Source organism: Caballeronia ptereochthonis (genome assembly GCF_001545075.1).
Classification (GTDB): Bacteria; Pseudomonadota; Gammaproteobacteria; order Burkholderiales; family Burkholderiaceae; genus Caballeronia; species Caballeronia ptereochthonis.
Genome location: NZ_FCOB02000026.1, coordinates 85530 through 108893, shown reverse-complemented (window position 1 = coordinate 108893; position 23364 = coordinate 85530). Strand labels below are relative to the sequence as shown.

19 protein-coding genes are annotated in these 23364 nt (G+C 66.6%); 8 read left to right on the top strand and 11 right to left on the bottom strand.

Going from position 1 to position 23364, the window contains the following annotated elements; translation table 11 throughout:
• Positions 1–27: 27 nt before the first annotated feature.
• Entirely contained in the window at positions 28–1425 is a 1398-nt protein-coding gene (locus tag AWB83_RS25425; RefSeq protein ID WP_087048381.1) for a polyhydroxyalkanoate depolymerase, read from the bottom strand.
• Between the two features lie 236 nt (positions 1426–1661).
• Here AWB83_RS25425 and AWB83_RS25420 point away from each other — a divergent pair, with 236 nt between their 5' ends.
• Positions 1662–2315, top strand: coding sequence for a glutathione S-transferase family protein (locus AWB83_RS25420; RefSeq protein WP_087048380.1), 654 nt, complete (start codon positions 1662–1664; stop codon positions 2313–2315).
• Positions 2316–2394: 79 nt separating this feature from the next.
• Entirely contained in the window at positions 2395–3126 is a 732-nt protein-coding gene (locus AWB83_RS25415; RefSeq protein WP_087048379.1) for a helix-turn-helix domain-containing protein, read from the top strand.
• A gap of 33 nt (positions 3127–3159) precedes the next feature.
• Here AWB83_RS25415 and AWB83_RS25410 read toward each other — a convergent pair whose 3' ends face one another.
• Both AWB83_RS25410 and AWB83_RS36225 read right to left on the bottom strand, forming a co-directional pair.
• Positions 3160–4149, bottom strand: coding sequence for a zinc-dependent alcohol dehydrogenase family protein (locus tag AWB83_RS25410; protein WP_087048378.1), 990 nt, complete (start codon positions 4147–4149; stop codon positions 3160–3162).
• Between the two features lie 350 nt (positions 4150–4499).
• A complete protein-coding gene (locus AWB83_RS36225; RefSeq protein ID WP_143750106.1) occupies positions 4500–4721 on the bottom strand; it encodes a hypothetical protein in 222 nt (73 codons plus the stop codon).
• A gap of 70 nt (positions 4722–4791) precedes the next feature.
• Here AWB83_RS36225 and AWB83_RS25405 point away from each other — a divergent pair, with 70 nt between their 5' ends.
• Positions 4792–5166 (top strand): DUF3564 family protein, encoded by a 375-nt coding sequence (locus AWB83_RS25405; RefSeq protein ID WP_244197879.1) that lies wholly within the window; start codon positions 4792–4794, stop codon positions 5164–5166.
• Positions 5167–5193: 27 nt separating this feature from the next.
• Here the strand turns inward: AWB83_RS25405 and AWB83_RS25400 are convergent, their stop codons facing one another.
• Positions 5194–5385: a DUF2964 family protein gene (locus tag AWB83_RS25400; RefSeq protein ID WP_087048376.1), complete on the bottom strand. Its 192-nt coding sequence runs from the start codon at positions 5383–5385 to the stop codon at positions 5194–5196.
• A 326-nt stretch (positions 5386–5711) separates the two neighbouring features.
• Here AWB83_RS25400 and phaP point away from each other — a divergent pair, with 326 nt between their 5' ends.
• Together phaP and AWB83_RS25390 are read left to right on the top strand one after the other, a co-directional pair.
• On the top strand, positions 5712–6134 hold the full coding sequence (gene phaP / locus AWB83_RS25395) for a phasin family protein (protein ID WP_087048403.1): 423 nt from the start codon (positions 5712–5714) through the stop codon (positions 6132–6134).
• A 74-nt stretch (positions 6135–6208) separates the two neighbouring features.
• A complete protein-coding gene (locus AWB83_RS25390; protein WP_087048375.1) occupies positions 6209–7021 on the top strand; it encodes a class I SAM-dependent methyltransferase in 813 nt (270 codons plus the stop codon).
• A gap of 7 nt (positions 7022–7028) precedes the next feature.
• On the opposite strand, the gene AWB83_RS25385 is transcribed toward AWB83_RS25390, so the two are convergent.
• The gene (locus AWB83_RS25385; RefSeq protein WP_087048402.1) at positions 7029–9197 is read right to left on the bottom strand and encodes a serine/threonine-protein kinase; all 2169 of its coding nucleotides are present in this window, start codon (positions 9195–9197) and stop codon (positions 7029–7031) included.
• Between AWB83_RS25385 and AWB83_RS37345 the strand changes: the two genes are divergently transcribed.
• On the top strand, positions 9079–9897 hold the full coding sequence (locus AWB83_RS37345; RefSeq protein WP_244197885.1) for a hypothetical protein: 819 nt from the start codon (positions 9079–9081) through the stop codon (positions 9895–9897). The genes AWB83_RS25385 and AWB83_RS37345 overlap by 119 nt on opposite strands.
• Before the next feature lie 36 nt (positions 9898–9933).
• On the opposite strand, the gene AWB83_RS25375 is transcribed toward AWB83_RS37345, so the two are convergent.
• Entirely contained in the window at positions 9934–14316 is a 4383-nt protein-coding gene (locus AWB83_RS25375) for an Lhr family helicase (RefSeq protein ID WP_087048374.1), read from the bottom strand.
• A gap of 306 nt (positions 14317–14622) precedes the next feature.
• Here AWB83_RS25375 and AWB83_RS25370 point away from each other — a divergent pair, with 306 nt between their 5' ends.
• Both AWB83_RS25370 and AWB83_RS25365 read left to right on the top strand, forming a co-directional pair.
• A complete protein-coding gene (locus AWB83_RS25370; protein WP_087048373.1) occupies positions 14623–17022 on the top strand; it encodes a phosphoketolase family protein in 2400 nt (799 codons plus the stop codon).
• 4 nt (positions 17023–17026) lie between these two features.
• Positions 17027–18133: an acetate/propionate family kinase gene (locus AWB83_RS25365; RefSeq protein ID WP_087048372.1), complete on the top strand. Its 1107-nt coding sequence runs from the start codon at positions 17027–17029 to the stop codon at positions 18131–18133.
• Positions 18134–18263: 130 nt separating this feature from the next.
• Here the strand turns inward: AWB83_RS25365 and AWB83_RS25360 are convergent, their stop codons facing one another.
• The 5 genes from AWB83_RS25360 to AWB83_RS25340 all read right to left on the bottom strand — a co-directional run bounded on the left by AWB83_RS25360 (position 18264) and on the right by AWB83_RS25340 (position 23223).
• Positions 18264–19601, bottom strand: coding sequence for an MFS transporter (locus tag AWB83_RS25360; RefSeq protein ID WP_087048371.1), 1338 nt, complete (start codon positions 19599–19601; stop codon positions 18264–18266).
• 32 nt (positions 19602–19633) lie between these two features.
• Positions 19634–20581: a hydroxymethylglutaryl-CoA lyase gene (locus AWB83_RS25355; protein WP_087048370.1), complete on the bottom strand. Its 948-nt coding sequence runs from the start codon at positions 20579–20581 to the stop codon at positions 19634–19636.
• Positions 20578–21771 (bottom strand): CaiB/BaiF CoA transferase family protein, encoded by a 1194-nt coding sequence (locus AWB83_RS25350; RefSeq protein ID WP_087048369.1) that lies wholly within the window; start codon positions 21769–21771, stop codon positions 20578–20580. Before AWB83_RS25350 ends, AWB83_RS25355 begins: the two co-directional genes overlap by 4 nt.
• Before the next feature lie 121 nt (positions 21772–21892).
• A complete protein-coding gene (locus tag AWB83_RS25345) occupies positions 21893–22819 on the bottom strand; it encodes a LysR family transcriptional regulator (RefSeq protein ID WP_087048368.1) in 927 nt (308 codons plus the stop codon).
• A 17-nt stretch (positions 22820–22836) separates the two neighbouring features.
• Complete coding sequence (locus AWB83_RS25340) at positions 22837–23223, bottom strand: PaaI family thioesterase (protein ID WP_087048367.1); 387 nt, start codon at positions 23221–23223, stop codon at positions 22837–22839.
• Positions 23224–23364: the final 141 nt, after the last annotated feature.

Genomic DNA, 23364 nt, shown 5'->3' with positions numbered 1-23364 from the left:
GATTGCCCGCCGGGGCTGTGGCAGGCGTCACACGTCGGCCGCGTGCGCGTCGTCCGGATTCGACTCGCTCGGATCCGGTCCGGCGATCGTGCGTTTGCCCTCGCCCTGCTTCGACGCGGCGGTCGATTCGCGCGCGAGCGGCGCGATCGCCTGCAGGGGCGCCACCGGTTGCGCGCGCGCGTTGACGCCGGCCGGGCTCGGCTCGTTGTCGTGAATCAGCGCACGGATGCGCGGATAGATCTGGCGCTCCCAGCGCTTGCCGTTGAAGACGCCGTAGTGCCCGACGCCCGTCTGCACGTGATGCGCCTTCAGATAAGGCCGCAGCCGGTCGCACAAGTCCTGCGCCGCGAGCGTCTGGCCGACCGCGCAGATATCGTCGCGCTCGCCCTCGACGGTGAAGAGCGCCGTGCGCCGGATCGCCGACGGATCGACCTTGCGTCCGCGCACTTCGAGCTGCCCGCGCGGCAGTGCATGACGCTGGAACACCGTATCGACGGTTTCCAGATAGAACTCCGCGGTCAGGTCCATCGTCGCGAAATATTCCTCGTAGAAAACGCGAATCGCGTCCGCCTGAGCGGGATCGCCCTTCGCGCGCTGATAGTGCATGTCCGCGAACGATTCGACGTGGCGCGCGAAATTCATCGACATGAACGCGCCCAATTGCACGAAGCCCGGATAGACGCGCCGGCATGCACCCGCGAAGCCGAACGGCACCATACTGATCAGATTGCGCTCGAACCATTCGAGCGGCTTGCTCTTCGCCAGTTCGTTGACGCGCGTGGGGTTCACGCGCGTGTCGATCGGCCCGGCCATGAGCGTCATGCTCGCCGGCTCGGCGGGATGGCCGTCCGCGGCCATCAGCGCGACGGCCGACAGCGCGGCGACAGTCGGCTGGCAGACCGCGAGCAGATGCGCGCCCGGCCCGATCGCCCCGATGAAATCGATGATGTGCTGCACGCACTCGTCAAAGCCGAAACGTCCGTGCATCAGCGAGACGTCGCGCGGATTGCGCCAGTCGGTGATGAAGACATCGTGGTCGGCGAGCATCGTGCGCACCGTGCCGCGCAGGAGCGTGGCGAAGTGGCCGGACATCGGCGCGATCACGAGCACGCGCGGCTGCGCGACGGAACGGTCGTCCTTGCGGAAATGCAGCAGATCGCAGAACGGCGTCTGCGCCGCGACCTCCTCCACGATGCGCGTCGGCCTGCCTTCGACGTCCACTTCCTCGATGCCGAAGGGCGGCCGCCCATGCGTGAGCCCCGCGAGCGCCATCTGTTCGCAGTGCGCCGCGAGACCGCGGCCTTGCGGGGTCATGGCTACGTCTTGCCACAGCCGCAGCGCGCCCTCCACGAGCGCGGCGGCATGGCGCATCGGCAGCATCGAATCGGACCAGGCCTGATAGCCCGCGTAGGCAAATGGATTCATCTCTCTTGCACGCGGGACTTCGCATGCCACTACAGAAAGCATAGAAGAAGGCAATAGGTATGCCAATCGATCATCCGGCCGGCTTCGCGGTTGTCGTCACGCGCCCCGTCGATTGGCATACCCTTTGCACTGATGCCATTCGCGAGCGCGATTTGCCGCGCTTTGGTGCGTATACGCACTGGAGTGCACCAGACCGCGCTCCACCGCTCTCGAGCCCGACATGCGAGGAGAATTCCATGGCGAATGCCACGCTCACCATCAGCAGCAAGAACTATTCGTCCTGGTCGCTGCGCGGCTGGCTGCTCGCGAAGTTCAGCGGATTGCCGTTCGACGAGATCGTCATGCCCGCCGACGATCCCGGCGCGCGCGCCGAGCTGCTTCTGTTGTCGCCCTCGATCCTGGTGCCTTGTCTCGTTCACGACGGCATCAAGGTATGGGACACGCTCGCGATCGGCGAATACCTGAACGAAGTCTGCCCCGACGCCGGACTGCTGCCGCGCGGGCGCGCCGAGCGCGCCCATTGCCGGGCGATCTGCGGGGAGATGCACTCGGGCTTCGCCGCGCTGCGCTCCGCCTTGCCGATGAACCTCAAGGCGCACTTTCCCGGCTTCAAGGTTTGGGCGCGCGCGCAGACCGACATCGAGCGCATCGTGACGATCTGGCACGAATGCCTTGCACAGTACGGCGGTCCTTATCTCTTCGGCGAACGCTCGTGCGCCGATGCGATGTTCGCGCCGGTCGTCACGCGCTTCGTGACCTATGACGTGAAGCTCGATGCGGATATCGTCGCGTATGGCGAGCGCATTCTTGCGATGCCGGAAATGCGGCAATGGATCGCCGACGCGCAACAGGAGGCCGAGGAGATCGACGAACTGGATATCGAGTTCTGAACCTGCGCGGCAAACGCGTCCGGCAGGTTTTCCTTTCCGCCATCCGTGCACCATACTGAAGACGTAGGAGGAAACCGCCATGGAACCCTCGCTCGACCCGGCTGCAGTGAACCGGCGCGCGGCGCACGACGGCGCGCGCGGCGCCATGCCCACGCTGCACGTCCGCTTCACGGACGCCGACGCCATCCCGTTCCCCACGCGTACGGTCGAGCGCGGCGATGCGCTCTACTGCGCGGGCGAGCCGCTGCGCAGTCTCTACACGGTGCAAAGCGGCTGCTTCAAGACCGTCGCCACTTACCCCAGCGCCGATGACGACAGCGCCCCGCACACGCAGGTCACGGGCTTTCATCTGCCGAACGAGACCCTCGGCCTCGACGGCGTGTGCACGGGCCGGCATGAAAGCGATGCCGTCGCGCTCGAACCGGGCGTCGTGCGCATCATGCCGGTCGGGATACTGGAGCCGCTGTGCCGCGAATATGCGGCCATGCAGCACGAACTGCTCGCGATCATGAGCGCCGAGATCGTGCGCGCTTCACGTCTTGCGCTGATGCTCGGCACCATGCCCGCGCGCGAGCGCGTGGCCGCCTTCCTGCTCGACTTCTCCGAACGGCTCGACGCGAGCGCGGCGTCACCCGGCGAACACGCGGCCGAATTGCTGCTGCCGATGACGCGCGCCGACATCGGCAGCTATCTCGGGCTCGAACTGGAGACCGTGAGCCGCATGCTGTCGAAGCTGCAGCGACAAGGCGCGATCGGGCTCAATGGACGTCAGGTGCGCATCGTCGATCGCGCGATACTCGAGCACAGCTGACGAACGATCCGATCGCTGGGAAGATGCATCCGCTCAGGCGCGCATGGTGAGCACCGCCGCGCCGGTCAGCCTGCCCGCGCGCAGATCGGCGAGCGCGCGGTTCGCCTCCGCGAGCGGATAGCACGTCGTATGCATGTCCAGATGGAACTGCCCGGCGATGCGCATGAACGCGCGCCCGTCTTCGCGCGTCAGGTTCGCGACCGACACGATGCGCCGTTCGCCCCAGAGCAGATCGTAGGGAAACGACGGGATGTCGCTCATGTGAATGCCGCCGCAGACCACGGCGCCGCCCTTCGCGACTGCCTTGAGCGCGGCGGGCACGAGCGCGCCGGCCGGCGCGAAGATGAGCGCCGCATCGAGTTCGTCGGGCGGCGCCTCGTCGCTGCCGCCCGCCCACTGCGCCTTCAGCGCGAGCGCGAGGCGCTGCGCGTCGGCATCGCCCGGGCGGGTGAACGCATATATCGCGCGTCCCTGATGCCGCGCGACTTGCGCCACGATGTGCGCCGCCGCGCCGAAGCCGTAGATGCCGATGCGCTTCGCATCGCCCGCCATCGCGAGCGTGCGGTAGCCGATGAGCCCCGCGCAAAGCAGCGGCGCCGCCTCCACGTCGGAATAGCGTTGCGGCAGATGCAGACAGTAACGCGCATCCGCGACGACGCGCTCCGCATAGCCGCCGTCGATCGTATAGCCGGTGAAGCCGGGCGTGTCGCAGAGATTCTCGCGGCCCGTCGCGCAGTAGCGGCAATGTCCGCATGTATGGCCTAGCCACGGTACGCCTACGCGGTCGCCGGGCGCGAAGCCCGTCACGCCCGCGCCGATTTCCGCGATCGTCCCGACGATTTCATGTCCCGGAATCACCGGCCGCTTCGGATGCGCGAGCTCGCCGTCGACGACATGCAGATCCGTTCGGCACACGCCGCATGCGTGCACGGCGATGAGCACCTCGCCCGCGCGCGGCGACGGGTCGGGTAAGTCGAGCGCCTGAAGATGCGGCGCGCTGCCATCGAAGACCATTGCACGCATGGGCGTGTCTCCCTGGTTTATTGCATTCGGCGTTTTACATTCAATGTTGCAATGCAATGCACGGCATGCCAACAGCATGCCGTGCATTGCGCGCGTGGCGATGTCGTGGGGCGTGCGCAGGCCGACGTGGTGCACCCATGCACGACGACGACGCGTTCTCGCATTCGTGCCGCGTGATGATGACGCACTGCATTGCTCCTCGGCGATCATCACCCGGGCATCGGTTCATGCGGCGAAATGCCCTTGACGCGTGTCGCCGAAGCGTCAGATTGTCGTACTAAACTTGAATCAGCGAGCCACGAGGCGAACACGCGAGCAGCAAGCGCGCTTCGGCATCGGACTTGCTTTGTTCACCCGACCATCATCGTTGCTGCGGCGCGGCGAATCGCGCGATAGCGGCTTCCTTTCCAAAGCGGCGCGATGATGAAACTTGTTGCATGCGGCGCGATTAAACTTATTCTCCGCGCGCCGTTCGAACCCAGCATAGCGGCCGTCACCGGCCGCGCCGTAGCACCCAGACAATACGCGCGGCGAACGCCGAAAGAAGTCTCTTCGAAGACGCCGCCATTCATTCGGCGACGCTCATGGCCAGCGCGAAAGCGCCGAGCGTCACGTCCATCGAATCGTTTCATGGAGGATGACATGCGTATCACCGTCAAGCTGGATGGTTTCGAAGGCGCCCAATCCGCAGCCTACGCCATTCTGTGGCTCGACAAGGAAACACGCCGCTGGTCGCGCGAGGGCCACCAGGCGGTTGACGTACCTGACTGGGGCGGACTGCGCGCGGGATCGAACGGAACGATGATCTGCGGACAGCGGATCGAGGAGCCGATCTGCGTGCTGGAGCGCCTCGATTTCGATACGCCCGGCGGCCCATGCGAAGGACTCGCCGGACGCGTGCTGTGGTATGCGGACGGCCCGAAGCTTCAGAGCACCGGGCGCTGGCATGTGCAGTGCATCGACCGGGAGCAGATCAAGGCCGAGCACGGCGTCTTTGCTGGAGAGGAGGACAACTGAGACGCGTCGCCGAAGCAACCGGGATCGTCAGGGCTCGTCGCTCGGAAACGGCGTAAGCATCACGACGAACGACGCAGCCCCGACGAGAATGGCGAGCACGCCGTAGTACATGACGGCGCTCTCGTCGAAGAGCAATCCGCGCAGCGCCGCATCGATGCCGCCCAGCGTGACGAACACGGCGCCCAACGCCGCGACGATGCGCCCCTCACCCTTGATCATGATGCCCTCCCGAGCGTCAGGCGGCCCTGGCCGCTCGCGCGGTCATGGCAATGCATTACCGCCATGATTTCATGGTCGTTGCGGCCTTGCGGCACGCATTGACGTGCATCAAGCCCGGAATAAAGCTGCCGCGTGACGGCGCAACGAGACCGTCCGCGCTGGTGTTTTCCCTTGCCCCATCTTCGCGGTTTATATTGGTAGTATCAGGTGCCGGCAGCGCGTTGGCATGATTGCGCGTGCACGGCGCATGCTGCCCGGGCCGTCCGTGCCGTCCCTTCGTCACGGATCGCGGACCCGCGCTCGACCGAACGAATCTGGGAGGCACGATGAATCAAAATTTCAGCGATCCGTTCAGCCAGTTTGCCGCCATGTTTCAGCAGTATCAGCTTCCCGGATTCGACGTCACCGCCATCATGGAGTCGCGGCGCAAGGACGTCGAGGCGCTGGCGGCGACCAATCGCGTCGCGTTCGGCGGCATGGAAGCGCTGCGCGACAAGCAGCTCGAAATCCTGCGACGGACCTTGAGCGAGCTGGAAACCATCGCCAGGCAGTTCGCGAACGCGTCGGCACCGCCGCCGTTCAACGCCAACGAAGTCGTGCAACGCGCGCTGCACAACGCTCTCGCCGACATGCAGGACATCGCGCGCACGACCCAGCAAACTCAGGCCGAAGCCTATGCACTCGTCAGCAAGCGCATGGAGGACGCCCTGAAGGAACTGAAAGCTTCGATCGAGAAGCCTCAGACCTAGCCTCGCCCGTCATCGACGAGGCCCGGCCTCCGGTTTCGACCAGCCGCGCGCTCGCGCGGCAAGCGGAGGTGGCCATGCAATTCGACGAATTCGCGGCGTTCGAGAAGAACGGCTGGGAGCACGCCGTCCAGTCGTACGAGGATTATTTCGGAAGGCTCACTGTCCAGTCGCATTCGGCGCTGCTCGATGCGCTGCAAGTCGGACCCGGCACGCGCATGCTCGATGTCGCCGCCGGGCCCGGCTATCTTGCCGCGGCCGCCATCGAGCGTGGCGCGACCGCGTCGGCCGTCGATTTTTCCGCGACGATGATCGCCCATGCGCGCCAGCTTCATCCCGACGTCGAATTTCAGATTGCAGACGCGGACCATCTGCCTTTCGAAGCGGAGAGTTTCGACGCGGTCGGGATCAGCTTCGGCATGCTGCATTTTCCTGACCCCGAACGCGCGCTGGAGGAAGCCGCGCGCGTGCTGCGCAAGCACGGGCGCATCGCGTTCACGGTCTGGGCGCCGCCCGAGCGGGCGGTCGGCTTCGGCATGGTGCTCGACGCCGTCCAGCTTCACGGCAAGCTCGATGTCGGTCTGCCGCCCTCGCCGCCCTTCTTTCGCTTCAGCGATCCCGACGAATGCCTGCGCGCGCTCACGGAAACGGGTTTCGCCGATGCGCGCGTGGAGGAAGTCGAGCAGACCTGGCATCTCGCGCTGCCGGAAACGCCGCTCGACGGCCTGATGCACGGCGGCGTGCGCATGGCGGCGCTCCTGCGCGCCCAATCGAAAAGCGCGCTCGCGCTGATCGAGCAGGAAGTAAGAACGCGCGTGAAGGCTTATTCGCAGCACGGCGAGCTGCTCGTGCCGATGCCTTGCGTGCTCGCCTCGGCGACCAAGCCCTGAACCGCCGCTACTGTTTCGCCTGAGTCGTGATCTGGAAGATATCGACGGCCACGCGATCGCGCCCGAACTTGCTCGCGAGCGCCGCGAGCCGCTTCTCGACGGCGCGCAGATACTCGGCCTTGGCTTCGCTGTCGGGGCGCGCCGCGTCGAAGAGCGGCGCGGGCGTGACCATCAGCACAATCATCTCCGAGCCGAACGGCTTGCCGACGACCCAGTCGCCCATCGTGCCGATGGTCGCCGTGTAGCTCGGTGGCGCCTGGTTGTCGCGCGAACGCTGATTGGGCAGCAGATGAACGACGCTGCCGTCGAGCGTGAAGTAGTCCACGTTGACGTAGGAATCGAACGCGGGCGTCATCAGATCGACGATCAGCGGATCGCCTTCCGTGAGGCGCGTCGTGCGCGAGCGCGTATGCACCGAAGCCGGCCGTCCCGATTGCCGGTTGGCCGACCAGTACGGACCGAGTACCTTGAGCAGATCGCACTTGTCGTCGGCGACCTGCTGCACGCCGAAGTTCGTCGTCTTCACGCCAGGCACGCGGCCCAGCGCTTCCTTCAACCGCGCGAGTCCGTACTTCTGCGAGACGAAGCCCTGCACGTCGACGGTCTGATCGTGCACCGACGCGACCAGCGCCGAGCACGGCACGCTCGCCAGCACGGGCGTGACGGCCGCCATCGAGAGCTCGGGCGCGGGCGTCGCGGGCACGGCAGGCGCGATCGCCACCGACGATGCGGGCGGCGTCGCGGCCACCTGCGGCGCGGGCGGCGCCACCGTGCCGGCGGCGCTCGCCTCGGGCGCGCGTGACGGCGCGGGCGGCGCCTCGCGCGCGGTTTCCCCGCCGCCTCCCGATTGCTCGAAGAAGTAATAGCCCGCGCCCGCGATCAGCGCCGCCACGACCGCCGCCGCGCCGATGGCGAGCTTCGGCACGCCGCCCTGCTTCGTCTTGCGGCCCGCCGGTGTCGAAGCCGGCTCCTCGCTGATCTCCTCGAGGAACTGCGCGACGCTCGGCGTTCTCGCCTCGCGCTCGAACGCGAGCGCGGCCTTCAGCGCCTTCCACTGCTTGTTGCCGAGATGCTCCGGACGCTGCGGCTTCATCCCCGCGCTCTTCGCCTGCATCGCGGGCACGCGGTCGAACGGATGTTTTCCGGTGAGCAGCTCATACGTGATGCAGCCGAGCGCGTAGATATCGTCGCGCGGATCGGGCTCGCGGTGCTCCAGCATCTCCGGGCTCGCGTACGCGGGCGTCAGCGCACCGAGACTGCCGGGATCGAATACGGTCGCCTCGCTTTCTTCGTCGGGCTGCTGAATCACGCGGGAGATGCCGAAATCGATCACCTTCACTTCCGACGTGTCCGTGAGAAACACGTTGGCGGGCTTGAAATCGCAGTGCACGAAGCCGCGCTCGTGCGCATACGCGAGCGCGCTGGCCATTCCCTTGAAGATCGGGAAGACCTCGGAGAACGGCATGCCCTTGAAATTCGGGTTCCGAAGCAATCGCGACAGCGGCTGGCCGGACAGATATTCCATCGTCAGATAGACGATCTGGCCTTCGCGGTCGAAGTCGTACACGGTGACGATATTGCGATGCGCGAGCTGCTGCGCCTTGCGCGCCTCGCGCTGCAGCGCGATCAGCGACTTCGGATTGCCGCGGAACTGGAGATTGAGGACCTTGATCGCGACATACGGGCGACGATCCGACGCTTCGAGCTTGCGCAGATCGAGCGCCTTGTAGACGGTGCCCATGCCGCCGATGCCGAGACACTCCTCGAGCACGAAGCGGCTGTTGAGCGTGTCGCCGACGCCTTTCACCCGCTGATCGTGATCGACGATAACCTGCGTCGCCTGGCCGAAGGTGCCGCCGGTGCCGCTGCTCGGATCGCGCGAAGGCGGTGGCGGAAAGCCCGGCGTGGTCTGCAGGCGCGTCTCGTCGCGGCCGACGGGACCGGTGCCGGAATCGGAGCCGGATTGAATGCGCGCCGCATGCTCGATGCGGCGGCGAATGGCCGCGTAGATATCGGGCGGCAGGGGTTTCGCCGCGTGTTCCTCGTCGAGGATCTCCATGAGCCGCTGCGCCGGAGTCTGCTCGGTCGCCAAGGCGCCGTCCACCCGTGCAAAGAACTCGTCGCGCGACCCGCCGTCGCCCCGATATGTACGAATCGCTTGCGCAAAACTTGTCATCTGTGCGACGCGACGCGGCTCCAAATCGATCGACAATCCACTTGTCGTAACAAATACGCGGTGCTCGTTCGATACTAGCCTTCGCATGCGCCGGACGCAAATGGCGTTTTCGATCATGCGCGGCATCGCGCACATGTCGTTCGGATACCGACACATTCGTGCGGAGTGTTGGTGCGATTACGGCAGACCAGACAACGGGAGCGCCCCGCTTCGTCTTCTGCGTCCGCTAAAACATCGGGAAATCAGGGCGTTGCGCAATTTCTTCCACGACGACACCGGTCTGGCATGCCTTTCGCATCGACTATGCGAGCGCTCGCACGCCGTTGCGGCGGATGGTTTCGCCATTCCGCCGCCTTCGGCGTGTTCGCGCGGGTCGATGTTCGGACGAAGAGTCGGCGAGCGGATTGCCTATACTGAAGCGCAAGGCGGTCCGCGCTTCATCGCAGGCGTCGACTCCAAACCTCTGGAGGAAGCAGTCATGGCCGTCATCAAAATCAGGGATCTCGCCGACAGCGTCGAGCTGGACAGGCAGGCAATGAACTCGATCGTCGGCGGCGCGCGCGACGGCGTGCGGCCGTCGTTCCGCATCCGGCCGGCGTCGAACACGAATCGGGTCGTCGATTATCCGGGTGTGCCGGTGAAGGACGTGCCGGTGGCGCAGCCCGGTCCGTTCACCACGAAAGTCGTCGTAAAGAAATAACGTCGGCGAGCGTGAGGGATTTCGTCCCTCGCTTCCTCAATGGCGCACCGGTACGCCGGTGCCCGTCCGTTCGCTGCCGATCGAAGCGCCAGCCGAAGTCCCGAGCGAACGCGCCGTGCGCCTGACCAGCGCCAGGCGCACGCGCTCGCGTGCTTCACCGTCGAAATCGCCGAGATAGCGCGTCTTGCCCGCGATCACCGCGCCGACCGGCAGGCCATCCAGATACAGCACACGATTGCCCGCGAGCGCCGGCACCTTTTCGCCGGGCAGGAGCGTGCCGACGAGATTGAGCGGATCGACCGCCGAGAGCGCGACGAACGCGCCGTCTTTCGGGCGCTTGCGCATGTCGCGCAAGAGCGGCACGGCTTCAGGCAGCGCGAACTGCTCGCCCGCGAGCCCCGCGACGAACCGCCCGCCGCGAATCTCGCCGCGCGCTTCCAGCCGGTGATACACACGCAGAAGCTCGCGCCACGGCGGCAGCCATTCGGCTTCGCGTTCCAGCAGACGCCAGAACACGACGCCATAGCGACGCAAGAGCGTCCGCGCGACGTGCTCGATGTCGCCCTCGTCCCGCTTGCCGTCGTGCTTCGCGCGGCGCAGGAGCGCCCAGCGTCCGGCGTCGTCCATTCCGCCGATGAACAGCCCGCCGCGCCGTGGACGGCGCGAGAACGCGTTGCGCTTCGCCGCCGGCGCGAGCAGCGCGCGCAGCCCCGCAAAGCTGTCCGCATTGACGAGCCCGAGGGAAACCAGTTCACCCAGCGCGTCCTCCAGCTCGGTGCGCAGGAGGCGCGCATCGGCGAGGAGTTCGTCGAAGAACATCGCGCCGTGCGCTTGTAGCGCCTCGAAGACCCGCTCGGCGCGCGATGAAAGCTGCGGCGCTTCGTCGGCCGCGATCAGTGCGTTCCACGCATCGAGATGACGCCGCGGCAAAAGGACGATCGGCGTGCCGCGCACCGGGCCGCCCGCCGCGCGCGCGCGTCCCGCCGGCCGCGTCCACACGAGCTTGCCCGCGCGGCAGAGCTCGTCGAGCCACATTCCGGAATAATCGGCGATACGCGCCGGCAGGATTTCGTCTTCCCATGCGACGGCCGGCGCCTCGAAACCTTCGAGCTGTTCGAGCACGGCGCCCAGCGCGTCGCGGCCCTCGCCGTGCGCGTCAGGCGCGACGCGCTGCCACTCGAACAGGAAGCGCATGAAGTCCTGCCGCTCGACCGGCTCGATCTCGCGACGCAGCCGCCGCACCGTGTAGCGATGAATCCGCGCGAGCAGATGCCGCTCGCACCATTCCTCGGTCTGCGCGCCGGGCGTGAAGCGTCCGCGCATCACATAGCCTTCGGCTTCGAGACGCGTCAGCGCGAGCGCGACCGCCGACGCGGGCAGCGCAAGCGGCCGCGCGATCTCCGGCACCGTTAGCGGCCCGAAGCCCGACAGGCGCGCGCGCACGATTTCGACGAGCGCGTCGTCGGGCGCCCATGCATCGTCGAAGCCGGGCAGCGGTTTGAGCGCCGGGTGCATCGGTGCGTGCTCGTACACCGCGCGCACGCACGCGAGCCGCTCGACGGGCGTCCACAGCGCGTCGTGTTCCGCGATCTGCAGGCGCGTCGCGCGGCCCGAACGTGCCAGCGCGTCGAGCCACTCGGACCATTGCGGGCTGCGCTGCGCCTCCGTCCCGGCGATGCAGGCGAGCGCCGTGAGCGCCTCGTGCATTTCGTCGGCGCTCGTGACCTCCGGCCAGGCTTCCTCACGCACGCTCGCGATCGCTTCGAGATCGAGCGCGCCCAAATCGTCCGCCGATTGCGGATCGGTCCAGCGTCGGGCGAGCACGGCCTGCGTGCGGCGCTCCTCGATCGGCGCGTCGTCGAGAAAGGCATACGGCCGCGCCGACAGGATCTCGGCCGCGAGCGGCGACGGCGCCGGCAGCTCGCGCGTGAAGAGCTGCACGGCGCCGGTTTCGATGCGCTTCAGGAGCGCGAGCCAGGCGTCGCTGTCCATCGCGTCGTGCAGGCAATCATCGATGGTCTGCTCGACGAGCGGATGCACCGGCACCTCGCGCTCGCCCGCGAGATTCTCCGCGCACGCGACCTGGTCGGGGAAAACCGCCGCGAGCAAATCCTCGCTCTTCATGCGCTGCAGTTGCGGCGCGACCTTGCGCCCGCCCGTATAGCGCGGCAGCGCGAGCGCGTTGGTCGCGTTCCAGCGCCAGCGCACGCCGAAAAGCGGCGCGTCGAGAAGCGCCTGAATCAATACGTGCTCCGCCGTCGCCGGTTTCAGATAGCGCCACACTTCATCGAGCGCGAAGCTGTGGCTGCCGGTCAGCGACAGGATGATCGCGTCCTCGGTCGCCGCCGCCTGCAGTTCGAAATTGAACGTGCGGCAGAAACGCTTGCGCAGCGCGAGCCCCCATGCGCGGTTCACGCGGCTGCCGAAGGGCGCGTGGATGACGAGCTGCGTGCCGCCGGATTCGTCGAAGAAGCGCTCCATGACGAGCGTGTCCTGCGTCGGCAGCACGCTGAGCGCGGCGCGCGAGCGGGCGAGATACTCGACGATCTGCCGCGCCGGTTCGATGCCGATGCCAGTCTCGTCCGCCAGCCGCGCGAGCGTCGCTTCGACGCTTCCCTGCGCGAGCCGCGCATCGATCCCGGCGCGCAGCCGGGCGATCGCATGCGAGAGCTCGTCGCTGCGGCCGGGCGCCTCGCCGAGCCAGAACGGAATGTTGGGCGGCTGGCCGTTCGCGTTCTCGACGCGCACGCGCCCGCCCTCCACGCGCACGATCCGGTACGACGTATTGCCGAGCTGGAAGATATCGCCGGCCAGGCTCTCGACCGCGAAGTCCTCGTTGACCGTTCCGATCTGCAGGCCTTGAGGCTCGAGGATCACGGCGAAATCGGCGTTGTCGGGAATCGCGCCGCCCGAGGTGACGGCGGTGAGCTTGCTGCCGCGCCGGCCGCGCAGCGTACGGTTCACGGCGTCGCGGTGCAGATAGGCCGCGCGCACGCCCTGCCGGCCCGTATAACCTTCCGCGAGCGTGCGCAGCACGGCGTCGTAATGCTCGCGATCGAGCGTCGCATACGGATACGCGCGCGTGATGCGCTCGAAGAGCGCGTCCTCGCCCCACTCGCGGCACGACACTTCGGCGGTGACCTGCTGCGCGAGCACGTCGAGCGGGGCGCGCGGAATCGACAGCGCATCGAGTTCCCCGCGCCGCACGCAATCGAGCAAGGCGGCACATTCGATCAGATCGTCGCGCGAGGTCGGAAAAAGCCGCCCTTTCGGCACGCCGCCCACGTGATGCCCCGAGCGCCCGACGCGCTGCAGGAACGCGCCGATCGAACCGGGCGAACCGATCTGGCAGACGAGATCGACATCGCCGATATCGATGCCCAGCTCGAGCGAAGCCGTGGCGATCAGCACGCGCAATTCCCCGCGTTTGAGCCGCTGCTCCGCCTCCAGCCGGTGCTCGCGCGCGAGGCTGCCGTGATGCGCCGCGACCGCCTCCTTGCCGAGGCGCTCGGTCAGATGGCGCGCGGCGCGCTCCGCCATGCGCCGCGTATTGACGAAGATCAGCGTCGTGCGATGCTGCGCGGAAAGCTCGGCGAGGCGGTCGTAAACGCGCTCCCACACGTCGTTCGACATGATCGCATCGAGCGGCATCGGCGGAATTTCGAGCGCGAGATCGCGCGCGCGGACATGACCGACATCGACGATCTCGCACGGCTCGTTTTCTCCGACGAGAAACTTCGCGACGCGCTCGATCGGCTTTTGCGTCGCCGAGAGGCCGATGCGCACCGGCCGCCGGCCGCCCGCTTCCTCGCACAGCGCGTCGAGCCGCGCCAGCGAAAGGCTCAGGTGCGAGCCGCGCTTGCTGCCCGCCACCGCGTGAATTTCGTCGACGATCACCGTGCGCGTGCTTGCCAGCATCGCGCGCCCCGAGTCCGACGACAGCAGCACGTAGAGCGACTCCGGCGTCGTCACGAGGATGTGCGGCGGGCGCTTCTTCACCGCGTTGCGTTCCTGCTGCGTGGTGTCGCCGGTGCGCACGGCGGCGCGGATTTCGGGCGCCGCCGCGCCGGAGTCGCTCAAGGCCTGCGCGATGCCCGCGAGCGGCTCCTCGAGATTCACGCGGATGTCGTTGGACAGGGCCTTCAGCGGCGACACATAGACGACGCGCGTCTCGTCAGGCAGCGTGCCGCCCGCCGCGATGCCGTCGCGCACGAGCTCGTCGAGCGCGGCGAGGAACGCCGTTAGCGTCTTGCCCGAGCCCGTGGGCGCGGCGACCAGCGTCGAGCGGCGGGCATGCACGAGCGGCCACGCGCGCGCCTGCGCCGCCGTCGGCGCGGGAAAGCGCGAGCGGAACCAGTCGGCGACGGCCGGATGAAAGCCTTGCAGGGCGTCATCCGCGGGGCGGGGTTTTCGGGGCATTCGACTATTCTAGGGGCGGTTTGGGAATGACGTGGCCCATGCACGCGCAGCGGAACGGACGCGCCGGGGTGTCAGAGGAATATGCATGCGCGCGTCCGGAAGACAAGGCCCGGCACACGGCGCGATGGATTGACGCGCCCGCCTGTCCGATCGCCCAGACCCATTTATGATGTTCCGCTGTGCCCGCCCGTTAAAACCGCGCCACAAACACGCGGGATCATGGAAAGCAACGCGCGCGGGACCCCATCTTGCGCGAGCCGCACGAACGACGTTCAACCCATCATCTCACTTGCCAAGGAGAAGCAATTGAACGACGACGTCACTGGCACGTCCGTCACCGAGACGCCTCTCGCCCCCGATCTCCTCGCGAAAATCGACGCGTACTGGCGGGCCTGCAACTATCTCTCGGTCGGCATGATCTACCTGCGCGCGAATCCGCTCCTGCGCGAGCCGCTCGAGCCCGAGCACATCAAGCGGCGCCTGCTCGGCCACTGGGGCTCCGACCCCGGCCAGTCGTTCGTGTGGGTGCACCTGAACCGCCTCATCAAGCGCGACGACCTCGACGTCCTGTTCGTCTCCGGGCCGGGCCACGGCGCGCCCGCGACGCTCTCCAACTCTTACCTCGAAGGCCATTACTCGGAAATTTATCCCGACCGCAGCGCCGACGAGCGCGGCATGCTCAGGCTGTTTCGCGCGTTCTCGTCGCCGGGCGGCATCGGCTCGCACTGCACGCCGGAGACGCCGGGCTCGATTCACGAAGGCGGAGAGCTCGGCTATAGCCTCTCGCATGCGTTCGGCGCGGCATTCGACAACCCGGATCTGATCGTCGCGGCGGTGGTCGGCGACGGCGAAGCCGAAACCGGCCCGCTCGCCACGTCGTGGCACTCGAACAAGTTCCTCAATCCCGCGACCGACGGCGCGGTGCTGCCGATTCTCCATCTGAACGGCTACAAGATCGCCAATCCGACGATCCTCGCGCGCATTCCGCACGACGAACTCGAGGCGCTCTTCAAGGGCTATGGCTATGAGCCGCATTTCGTCGAGGGCGACGAGCCCGAGCCGATGCATCAGCGCATGGCCGCGACGCTCGAACGCTGCATCGCCGATATCCGCGCGATCCAGGCGAACGCGCGCGCGAACCCGGAGAACGTCACGCGCCCGCGCTGGCCGATGATCGTCCTGCGCACGCCCAAGGGCTGGACCGGGCCGAAGGAAGTGGACGGTCACAAGGTCGAGAACTTCTGGCGCTCGCATCAGGTGCCGATTGCCGATCCCGCGACGAATCGCAGGAACCTCGCATTGCTCGAGCAATGGATGCGCAGCTACAAGCCCGAGGAGCTTTTCGACGAGGACGGCCGCCTGATCGAATCGCTGCGCGAGCTCGCGCCGCAGGGCACGCGACGCATCAGCGCGAATCCGCACGCGAACGGCGGCCTGCTGCGCCAGTCGCTCGATCTGCCCGACATCCGCGACTACGCGTTCGAGTTCAAGCGCGCGGCGAACGTCTATCACTCGCCGACGGTCGTGCTCGCCACGTTCCTGCGCGACGTGATCCGCCGCAACATGACGAGCTTCCGGCTCTTCGGCCCGGACGAAACCGCGAGCAACAAGCTCGACGGCGTGTACGAAGCGTCGGGCAAGCGCTGGCTCGCGCAGACGCTCCCCGAAGACGCCGACGGCGGCGCGCTCTCCATCGACGGCCGCGTGATGGAGATGCTCTCCGAGCACACGCTCGAAGGCTGGTTCGAAGGCTACGTGCTGACCGGACGACACGGCCTCTTCGCCACCTACGAGGCGTTCGTGCACGTGATCGACTCGATGTTCAACCAGCACGCGAAGTGGCTCGAAAAAGCGAAGAACGAGCTCGACTGGCGGCGGCCGGTGCCGTCGATCAATCTGCTCATCACCTCGCTCGTGTGGCGGCAGGATCACAACGGCTTCACGCATCAGGACCCGGGTTTTCTCGATGTGGTCACGAACAAGAGCCCGGGCGTCGTGCGCATCTATCTGCCGCCCGATGCGAACTGCCTCCTGAGCGTCGCGGACCACTGCCTGCGCACGCACGATTACGTGAACGTGATGGTCGCGGACAAGCAGCCGCATTTGCAGTACCTGAGCATGCAGGACGCCATCGTGCATTGCGCGAAGGGCATCGGCATCTGGGACTGGGCTTCGACCGATCAGGGCGAGGAACCCGATGTCGTGATCGCCTGCGCGGGCGACATCGCGACGATGGAAGCGCTCGCCGCCGTCGAGATTCTCAAGGCAAGCTGCTCCGACCTGAAGATCCGCTTCATCAACGTGGTCGATCTTTTCAGGCTCATGCCGGACACCGATCATCCGCACGGCCTCTCCGATCGCGATTTCGATTCGATCTTCACGCGCGACAAGCCCGTCATCTTCAACTTCCATTCGTACGCGTCGCTCGTGCACAAGCTCACGTACAACCGCACGAATCACGCGAACATGCACGTGCATGGGTACCGCGAGCGCGGCAACATCAACACGCCGTTCGAACTCGCGATCATCAACGGCGTGGACCGCTATACGCTTGCCATCGACGTGATCGACCGCGTGCCGCGCATCGCGGGCAGCGGCGCGCATACGAAGGAATGGCTCAAGAATCAGATCATCGAGAGCGTGCGGTATGCGCACGAGGAAGGCATCGACCGCGACGAGATCCGCGAGTGGACCTGGAAGGGTTGATGCCGTGAACGAAGGCATTCTGGTGTTGAACAGCGGCTCGTCGTCGCTGAAATTCGGCGTCTTCACGACGCGCGACGGCGACGAGCACGCGTGGCTCTCGGGCAGCGCGAAAGGCATCGGGCGCGACAGCGGCTCGTGGTCCATGAAATCGTCCGACGGGCGCATCGACGTCGCGCAGGATCATCTGATGGAGACGCAGCACGATGCGTTGAAGCGCGTCGCCGATGCGCTTCGCGAGCACCTGGGCGCGCCGCTCGCCGCGGTCGGGCATCGCGTCGTGCATGGCGGGCCGCGCTTGCGCGAGCATTGCGAGATCACGGATGCGGTCAAGCAGATCCTGCACGAGGCGGTGCCGTTCGCGCCCTTGCATCTGCCGCCGTCGCTCGCGCTGATCGACGAGGCACAGCGCATCTTTTCGGATGCGCCGCATTTCGCGTGCTTCGACACCGCGTTCCATCGCACGCTGCCCGAGCGCGCGACGCGCTTCGCGTTGCCGGGCGAGTATGCGGCGCGCGGCGTCGTGCGCTACGGGTTTCACGGGCTGTCGTACGAGTCCATCGTGAACGTGCTCGGTGCGGATCTGCCTTCGCGCACGGTGATCGCGCATCTGGGCAGCGGCGCGAGCCTTTGCGCGCTGAAGGACGGCCACTCGGTCGACACCTCGATGGGCATGACGCCGGCCGGCGGCATCCCGATGGCCACGCGCAGCGGCGATCTCGATCCGGGCGTGCTGGTCCATTTGCTGCGTCACGCCGCGCTCGATGCCGATGCGCTCGAAACGCTCGTCAACCGGCAAGGCGGATTGAAGGCGCTGTCGAACTCCGACGACGACATGCAGCCGCTGCTCGAGCGCCGCGATCGGGGCGACGCGGACGCGACGCTCGCCGTCGACGTATTCTGCACGGCGATCCGCAAGACGATCGGCGCTTATGCGGCGCTGCTCGGCGGCATCGATCTGATCGTGTTCAGCGGCGGGATCGGGGAGCACAGCGACGCGATCCGCTCGCAGGTACTCGATGGGCTTGCGTTCCTTGGAGCGCCGCATCGTGTCGTGGCGACGGAAGAGGAACGGCAGATCGCGCGGCATTGCAGGCGGCTGCTCGCGGCCTGATGGCATTTTGCATTCAGCGTGCGAAATGCCGTCTGGTCGAATGCATGCAAAACGCCAGACGCAAAATGCAAGAAAAAGCGCCCGGGGAAGTGATTCGCAGGGCGCTTTCGTGTTCAAGGTTTCGTGGAACTCAAGCCTTGTGCTCGGAGTGATCCCGCTGCCGGAGCGACTGCGGCAAACCGATCAGCAGCAACAGCGCGCAGAGCACGCTCATCGCGCCGATCGCGTACAGCGCAGGCGTGGTGCTGCCCATCGTGTCGCGGATGCGGCCCACCATCACCGGGCTCACGATGCCGCCCAACTGCCCCAGCGTATTGATCAGCGCGATGCCGCCTGCCGCGCCCGCGCCGGTCAAGAGCTTCGGCGGAAGCGCCCAGAACGCCGGGATCGAAGCGATCACACCCGCGCCCATCACGCCGAGCGCGGCGATGAGCAGCGTCGTCTGCCTGTCGAAGATGCCCGCCGCGAAGAAGCCCACCGCCGCCATCACGAGCAGTATCGCGACGAACTTGCGGCGCTCGCCCGAACGATCCGACATGCGGCCGACCACCACCATGCAGATCGCGCCGCAGATGTACGGCACGGCCGTCAGGAGACCGATGATCGTCGGGTTCTGCGTGCCTGCCGCGCGGATCAGGTGCGGCGCCCAGAAGTTGAGGCCGTAGGAAGCGATCTGAATCAGGAAATAGATGAAGCCGAGCATCAGGAAGCCGGGCGTCCTGATCGCGCCGAACAGCGAATGGCCGGTGTCGGTATGCTGGCTTTGCGTCGAGATCTGGCTTTTCAGGTAGGCCTTCTCGGCGTTCGTGAGCCACGCGGCGTCATCGATGCGATCCTTCAAAACCTTCAGCACGAGAATCCCGAGCAGCACGCAGGGCAGGCCGCCGAGCAGGAACAGCCAGTGCCAGCCGGGAATGCCGAACACGCCGTTCATGTGGCCGAGCACGAGACCCGAAAGCGGCGCGCCGAACAGACCGGAGAATGCCGATGCGAGAAACAGCAGCGAAGTAATGCGCCCGCGATAGCTCGCCGGAAACCACAGCGTCAGGTAGTAGAGCACGCCGGGCGCAAAGCCCGCTTCCATCGCGCCGATGACGAAGCGCAGCCCGTAGAACTGCCACTCCGTCTGCACGAAGACCATGAGCGCCGTCGCGATGCCCCACGAAATCATGATGCGCGCGATCCAGCGGCGCGCGCCGACCTTGTAGAGCAGCAGGTTGCTCGGCACTTCGAAGAGCACATAGCCGATCACGAAGAGACTCGCGCCGAGGCCGTAGGCCGTATCGGAAAAGCCGAGAGAGCTTTGCAGCTGGAACTTCGCGAAGCTGATGTTGATGCGGTCGAAGAACGCGAAGAGATAGCACAGCATGATGAGCGGCATCAGCCGCCATGCCACCTTGCGGATGATGTCCGCGGTATTTTCCAGAGTCTGCGGCTTGGCCGCAGCGCCTACGCTCAGATCGCTCATGTTTGTCTCCAATGTTGTTTTGGTCTTTTGATTCAGATGGCTTGCACGTACTCGGGAACCGCATGCAGATCGCAGTTGCGCCCAGCCTTCGCGACCTGTCCGGACACCTCATGCCCGACGAGCGCCGGCAGCGTGCGCGACAGCGCGATCAGCTTCGGCAGATCGACGCCCGTGGGAATGCCCATCTCGGCGCACATGTTCACGAGGTCTTCGGTGCAGATGTTTCCCGATGCGCCCGGCGCGAACGGGCAGCCGCCGAGCCCGCCCAGCGCGGCGTCGAAACGGCGCGCGCCCGTGTCGTATGCGGCGAGCACGTTGGCGAGGCCCAGGCCGCGCGTGTTGTGGAAGTGCAGCGTCAGGTCGGCGGCGGGCACGTGTTCGAGCACGCGCGCCACGAGCCGCGCGACCTGGCGCGGATTGGCCATGCCGGTGGTATCCGCGAGCGTGATGCCGGCAATGCCCAGCTCGCGATACGTCCGCGCGATCGACACGACGCGGTCCTCGTCGATGCGTCCTTCGAACGGGCAGCCGAAAGCGGTCGCGACCGTGGCGTTCAGCGAGACCCTGGAAGAAGCGCCCTGAACGAGCCGCACGATATCGCCGAAACCCGCCAGCGACGACTCGCAGCTCATGCGCATGTTCGCGCGGTTGTGCGTCTGGCTCGCGGACATCACGAGGTTCAGCTCGTCGGCATGCGCGGCGAGCGCGCGTTCCGCGCCCTTCACGTTCGGCACGAGTGCGACGTAGATCACGCCCGGCTCGCGCCTGATGCCGTTGAACACCGCCTCGCCGTCGCGCAGCGCCGGAATCGCTTTCGGCGACACGAACGAGCCCGCCTCGATGCGCGTGAACCCGCACGCCGAGAGACCATCGATCAGCGCGATCTTGTCCTTGGTTTCGACCCACTGCCTTTCGATCTGCAGGCCGTCGCGCGGCGCGACTTCCTGAACGATCAGCGGTTCTTTGTATTCAAAATTCATTGCACCGCTCCTTCGGCACGCAGCCGCGCCACTTCGCTGGCTTCGAAACCGAGCGATTCGAGAACCGATTGCGTGTGTTCGCCGAGCGCCGGCCCTTGCCAGCGCACTTCGCCTGGCGTGTCGGAGAGCTTCGGCACGATGCCCGGCATCCGCACCGACGCGCCGCCCGGCAAGTCCGCCTGCAGCAGCATGCCGCGCGCTTGATAGTGCGCATCGTTCACGATGTCCGCGACCGAATAGATGCGGCCCGCCGGCACTTCCTCGCGTTCGAGCGTGGCGAGCACGTCATCCATTGCGTGATGCGAGGTCCACGCGGTGATCGCTTCATCGAGCATCGCGCTCTGCTTCACGCGACCGTCGTTGTGGGCAAGCGCGGGATCGTCCGCCAGATCCGGTCGGCCGATCACGTTCATCAGGCGCCTGTAGATCGGATCGCTGTTGCCCGCGATCACGACGAAGCCGCCGTCCTCCGTGCGATACGTGTTCGACGGCGCGATGCCAGGCAGCGCCCCGCCGCTGCGCTCGCGCACGTGGCCGAGCAGGTCGTATTCGGGGACGAGACTTTCCATCAGATTGAAGACGCTTTCGACGAGCGACACGTCAACCACTTGTCCGTCGCCCTGCCCTGTCTTCACGCGCAGCACCGACATCAGCGCGCCGATCACGCCGTGCAGCGAAGCCAGCGAGTCGCCGAGACTCACGCCGACGCGCGCGGGCAGGCCGTCGGCGTCACCGGTCGTGTAGCGGATGCCGCCCATCGCCTCGCCGATCGCGCCGAAGCCCGGACGATCGCGGTACGGGCCCGTCTGGCCGTAGCCGGAGATGCGGACCATCGTGAGCCTGGGGTTGATTTCGTGCAGGACGTCCCAGCCGAGGCCGAGCTTTTCGAGCGCGCCGGGGCGCATGTTTTCGATGACGATGTCCGCGTCCCGGGCGAGGCACTTGATGACGTCCGCGCCTTCCGGCGACTTGAGGTTCACGCAAACCGACTTCTTGTTGCGCGATTGCAGATACCACCAGAGCGACGTGCCCTCGTGGAGCTTGCGCCATTTGCGCAGGGGATCGCCGCCATTGGGCGTCTCGATCTTGATGACTTCCGCGCCGAACTCGGCCAACATGCGCGCCGCGAAAGGCGCGGCGATGAGGGTGCCGATCTCGATGACCCGGATGCCTTGAAGAGGTCCGCTCATGCTGCTCGTCTCCTGGAATTTGTATGTGGAGGCAAGCTTATTGGCGAACGCTCCCCTGCGTCCAACCGCATTTCGGCAAGGACCGTTCGCCAAACGCGAACGCTCGCTGGCTTTCTGAAGGCTAGGCGTGCGCGCCCGCCGCCTCGACCGAGCGCAGGTGATCGAACAGCAGGCGGCTCACGGGCGACAACGCTTCTGAGTCGCGCACGACGATGACGAGACTGCGCGCCGCCCAGTCCTCATCGAGCGCGACGGCGGCGAGTCCGAGCGGGCGGCCCATCGCCTCGAATACCTGCAGCGGCAGCACGCCGACGCCCATGCCCGCCTGAACCATGCGGCACACCGCATCGAAGCCGGGCACATGGATGCGCAGCCGCAGTGCGCGGCCCGCCTGGCGCGCGGCCAGATGCGTGCGCATGTTGATGGAGCTCGCCGAATGCAGGCCGATGTGATCGAAATCGAGCGTGTCCGCGAAGGCCACGCTGTCTCGCCGCGTGAGCGGATGTTCGCGCGGCGTCACGACGACGAGCCGGTCGTGCCGGTAATGCGCGGTTTCGAGGCCGCGCGTGTCGGCGTCGCCGGAGCAGATGCCGAGATCGACGAGACTGTCCGCCACGCCCTCGACGATGCCGCCGCTCGGCCGCTCCTCCAGATCGATCTTGATCTGGTCATGCATCGAGAGAAACGCGCGCAGGTCTTCCGGCAGGAATTCGACGATCGCGGAGAGGTTGGCCATCATCCGCACATAGCCGCGCACGCCGCTCGCGTGCTCCGCCAGCTCGATGCCGATGTTCTCGACATCGCGTAGCACGCGCCGCGCGTGATGCAGCAGCGTTTCGCCGGCGGGCGTCAGCTCCATGCCGCGCGCCTTGCGCTCGAAGAGCACGGCGCCGACCGCCTGCTCCAGTTCGAGCAGCCGCTTGCTCGCCGCCGACACCGCGATCGCCTCGCGCTCCGCCGCCCGCGTGAGCGTGCCTTCCTCGAACACGGCGAGGAAAAGCTGCAGAGTCGTGAGGTCGAGGCGCCGGAGCAGGTTCTTGATGGTCATCGTCGGAGGAGGCGCGCTCAGCGTGCGTACTTGAACGTGCCCTGCGCGCTCGCGATCATCACGCGATCGTCGACCCACGCCTCGCCGCGCGCGAAGTACACCGAGCGGCCCTGGCGCTCGAGAAAGCCCTTCGCGACGACCTTGTCGCCGATGCCGCGGTCGAGATAGTTCACGGTGAGCGAGAGCGTGAAGCCGTGCACCGGCGTCGCGCCCGTGGTGAAGAGCCCCGCGTAGCCGCAGGCCGCGTCGAGCAGCGTGGCGATCGCGCCGCCTTGCAGGATGCGCTGCCGGTTCAGATGCCCCGCGTGGATCGGCATGGTGAACTCGGCGTAGCCCGCGCGCCATTCGGTGAATGTCGCGCCGAGCGCTTCGAGAAACGGATTGTCCAGATCCAGGTTCGCCACTTTTGCTCCCTTTATGCCGGCATTGCGTGCGATTGTGCCATCGGCGGGCACGGGTTGCCGCAGGGAGCGAAGACGCGCGAGACCTCATGAGGCGCAAAAACCCGCGCATGGCGGGTTTCGATTGCCTGACGGCCGGATCAA

What these genes read in the sequence shown, in the direction of transcription:
- AWB83_RS25425 (WP_087048381.1), bottom strand. Translation starts at nt 1,425, where the DNA reads ATGAATCCATTTGCCTACGCGGGCTATCAGGCCTGGTCCGATTCGATG.
- AWB83_RS25420 (WP_087048380.1), top strand. Translation starts at nt 1,662, where the DNA reads ATGGCGAATGCCACGCTCACCATCAGCAGCAAGAACTATTCGTCCTGG.
- AWB83_RS25415 (WP_087048379.1), top strand. Translation starts at nt 2,395, where the DNA reads ATGGAACCCTCGCTCGACCCGGCTGCAGTGAACCGGCGCGCGGCGCAC.
- AWB83_RS25410 (WP_087048378.1), bottom strand. Translation starts at nt 4,149, where the DNA reads ATGCGTGCAATGGTCTTCGATGGCAGCGCGCCGCATCTTCAGGCGCTC.
- AWB83_RS36225 (WP_143750106.1), bottom strand. Translation starts at nt 4,721, where the DNA reads ATGAATGGCGGCGTCTTCGAAGAGACTTCTTTCGGCGTTCGCCGCGCG.
- AWB83_RS25405 (WP_244197879.1), top strand. Translation starts at nt 4,792, where the DNA reads ATGCGTATCACCGTCAAGCTGGATGGTTTCGAAGGCGCCCAATCCGCA.
- AWB83_RS25400 (WP_087048376.1), bottom strand. Translation starts at nt 5,385, where the DNA reads ATGATCAAGGGTGAGGGGCGCATCGTCGCGGCGTTGGGCGCCGTGTTC.
- phaP (WP_087048403.1), top strand. Translation starts at nt 5,712, where the DNA reads ATGAATCAAAATTTCAGCGATCCGTTCAGCCAGTTTGCCGCCATGTTT.
- AWB83_RS25390 (WP_087048375.1), top strand. Translation starts at nt 6,209, where the DNA reads ATGCAATTCGACGAATTCGCGGCGTTCGAGAAGAACGGCTGGGAGCAC.
- AWB83_RS37345 (WP_244197885.1), top strand. Translation starts at nt 9,079, where the DNA reads ATGAGCCGCTGCGCCGGAGTCTGCTCGGTCGCCAAGGCGCCGTCCACC.
- AWB83_RS25385 (WP_087048402.1), bottom strand. Translation starts at nt 9,197, where the DNA reads ATGACAAGTTTTGCGCAAGCGATTCGTACATATCGGGGCGACGGCGGG.
- AWB83_RS25375 (WP_087048374.1), bottom strand. Translation starts at nt 14,316, where the DNA reads ATGCCCCGAAAACCCCGCCCCGCGGATGACGCCCTGCAAGGCTTTCAT.
- AWB83_RS25360 (WP_087048371.1), bottom strand. Translation starts at nt 19,601, where the DNA reads ATGAGCGATCTGAGCGTAGGCGCTGCGGCCAAGCCGCAGACTCTGGAA.
- AWB83_RS25355 (WP_087048370.1), bottom strand. Translation starts at nt 20,581, where the DNA reads ATGAATTTTGAATACAAAGAACCGCTGATCGTTCAGGAAGTCGCGCCG.
- AWB83_RS25350 (WP_087048369.1), bottom strand. Translation starts at nt 21,771, where the DNA reads ATGAGCGGACCTCTTCAAGGCATCCGGGTCATCGAGATCGGCACCCTC.
- AWB83_RS25345 (WP_087048368.1), bottom strand. Translation starts at nt 22,819, where the DNA reads ATGACCATCAAGAACCTGCTCCGGCGCCTCGACCTCACGACTCTGCAG.